Genomic DNA, 2,788 nt, shown 5'->3' on the forward strand with positions numbered 1-2,788 from the left:
CTGCGCGAGCGTCACGGCCTCGCGCGCCCGCTCCAGCTCCGTCGAGAATTGGGTACGCAGTTCCGCCAGTTGCCGGCCCGCGGCCTCCAGTTCCGCCCGCCCCGCATCCAGCCGGGCCTGGGTCGCCGCGTGCCCCTGCCGCTCCGCGGCCAGCGTCGCCTGACCCTCCTCGATGGTTTGGCGCGCGGTGTCCAGTTGCGCGACGAGCGCCGCGGCTTCCTCGCGCGCCAGCGCGGTCTCGGCGTGCGCGGCATCGCGCTCGGCTTCAGCAGCGCTGGCGGCGGCGCGGGCCTCGGCGCGCAGCGTGGCCAGCTCGCCGGTGGCGGCCTCGTTGGCCGCCTGCCAGATGGTCTGGACCGCCCCGGCCGCGATGTCCTTCAACGCCTCCGGCAGGTCGGGATGGTCGATGGTGACGCGCGTGCGCCCGCGCAGTTCCTGCCAGAACGCCTGCAGCACCTCGGCCGGCGTGCCCATGCTGCCCTTGCGCACCAGGCTGTAGAGCTTGTTGGCGGTGGGCGTGACGCCGTAGCGGAAGAACAGCAGGCCGCAGACCTCGCGGTAGAGCGCGCGGGTCTCGGGGAAGCGGCCGCGCAGTTCGGCCAGGTCGGTTTGCAGCGCGGCGTCGGTCAGATCCGAGGGCCGGCCGGGATTCGAAAAAAATCCGCCACATCTCTGGCAACTCTTTGATTTATCGAGGGAATCCAGCCTTTCCAGCGCCCCGGATTACATCGCGGCTGTGGCCCCGACCGTAGAGAAGTCAAATCTCTCAGAGTGCCAAAAGAGGCACATATCGGCAATGATGAGGCTGGAGGCGGGGGCGGTTGGGTCGTCGATCTGTCATCAAAAGCGGGCAAATTCCACTTCCTGGCACGTACGCTGTTCGAGGGTCTCCGATACCGGACCCAAGCGAGGTAGCGAATTTGGAAAACAGGGGGAAAACCTTGGCGGCTTCAAATGGCGACAGCACAATCCGCAATGATGACGAGGTCCGGTACATCGGGCACATCAATCTGGACGTTGTGCGGCACTAAGGATGCCCTCGATCCACGATACCGCCTATCCGGCGCTGCCGGCTGAGCTTACCGCCGCCGAACTGGAAGCGGCATTCACACCGACACCGACCGAGATCCGCTTCGCGCGCAGCCAGTCCCGTCGCACCTCAACGACGGTCCTGATTCTCGTGCAGCTCAAACTGCTGCAGCGCCTTGGCTACTTCCCCATGCTGGCTGACGTGCCTCCTATCGTGATCGATCACGTGCGCGCAGCACTGCGGGCCTCTGCCCTACCCCGCGCAACAGTCAAGCGCTACGATGCCTCTGGCTCCCGGTCCCGCCATCAGAAGTTGCTACGCGGGTATCTCCACATTCGACCGGTCGAAGCCAAAACGCTGAAATGGCTGGAGGCGCTCGCAACCGAGGCGGCGCACACGAAGGTCGAGTTGCCCGACATTATCAACGTGCTGATCGAAGAACTGATCCGACTACGCTGCGAACTGCCGCCATTAGCCAGTCTTCACCGAATGGCCACTCAGGCCCGCAGCCGGTGCAATGAAGCCATCTATCGATCCATTGCTGACGCGCTCGATGGCTCGCAGGTCGCTCGGATTGAGGCGTTGTTTAACGGTCAGGGCGAGCAATCCGGTTGGGACCAGCTCAAGCGCGAGCCCAAGCGCCCCGCCACACGCGAAATCGCAAGCTTCCTCAAACACATCCAGATCCTGCGAACCCTGGCCGACGGTCTCCCGCAGGCACCAGCATTGCTTTCCGTGTCCAAACGCACGCAACTGGTGACGGAGGCCCGGGCGCTTGACATTGCTGAGCTCAAGTCGCTCAAACCAGCAAAACGATTAACTTTAGCAGTGCTCTTCATTCACGCGCAGTTGCAGAAGGCGCTCGACGATGTGGCCGAAATCTTCATCAAAGTCATGCGCAAGCACGAGGGTCTCGCCAGGACCCGACTGCAGCAATATCAGCTCGCGCATGCCGACTCCTTGGAAGACCTGGTCAGCCAGTTCCGTGATGTGCTGCAGGTTCTCGAGGATGACGGTATTGCCGATATCTTTCGCCTGGATAAGGTGCTTGAGGTCCTCGGTAACGATGCAGCAGGTGCGCTTGCCCGCTGCAATGAGCATATCGCGTACGCTGGCAACTTCGATCTTCCATTCATGCTCGCGCCGTACCGCCAGCACCGCTCCCTGCTCTTTCAGTGCCTTGAGGCCTTGCCGCTCAGATCCAGTTCGCAGGACAAGACGGTCCTGGTGGCGCTGGCCTGGATACAGGGCTTCCGGGCCTCGCACCGCGAATATCTACAACTCACTGACGACGACCTGCTAAACCTTCCGCTCGACTGGCTCCCGGCCAAGTGGGAAAAGGCCATCTTTCCGGACGGCCGGAGTAGTCGTCTGCTCCATCGCAGGTACTTTGAGCTATGCGTGTTCGATCAGGTCATGCGCGAACTGAGCTCGGGTGACCTTTACGTGGAGGGCAGCGACCGCTTTGACGATTTCCGCCTCCATCAGGTATCCGAGGAGGTGTTCGAACGGGAGTTACCGCATTACTGTTGCGGATTTCGGTGAAGGTGATCAGCGGTTTCGGCGAACGTGATCAGGGAAGGAAGGTGGTACTGCGCGGTCAGGAGATTGTAGCGTAGGTGATCACGATGCCCGTTTCTTGGCGTCGGTAGCCGAGCGCTTGCGCATGGATTCGCCTTTGAGCGATACCTTGTGCGCCTGGTGGACCAGCCGGTCCAAGATGGCGTCAGCCAGCGTCGGATCATTCAACCACTGGTG

2 protein-coding genes and 1 pseudogene are annotated in these 2,788 nt (G+C 62.4%); 1 reads left to right on the forward strand and 2 read right to left on the reverse strand.

All coding sequences use genetic code 11. From position 1 onward, the window contains the following. On the reverse strand, nt 1-630 hold a 630-nt coding region (locus E1J61_RS36290; protein WP_207951311.1), incomplete at its 3' end, for a DNA-binding protein. A 403-nt stretch (nt 631-1,033) separates the two neighbouring features. Here E1J61_RS36290 and E1J61_RS36295 point away from each other — a divergent pair. Continuing rightward, nucleotides 1,034-2,560, forward strand: a pseudogene (locus tag E1J61_RS36295) (DUF4158 domain-containing protein); the annotation flags it as partial. Nucleotides 2,561-2,653: 93 nt separating this feature from the next. Here E1J61_RS36295 and E1J61_RS36300 read toward each other — a convergent pair. Further along, on the reverse strand, nt 2,654-2,788 hold a 135-nt coding region (locus tag E1J61_RS36300), incomplete at its 5' end, for an ATP-binding protein (RefSeq protein WP_165971619.1).

Origin of the sequence: Cupriavidus sp. L7L (assembly GCF_004353535.1) — a bacterium.
In the GTDB taxonomy this organism is placed as follows: Bacteria; Pseudomonadota; Gammaproteobacteria; order Burkholderiales; family Burkholderiaceae; genus Cupriavidus; species Cupriavidus oxalaticus_A.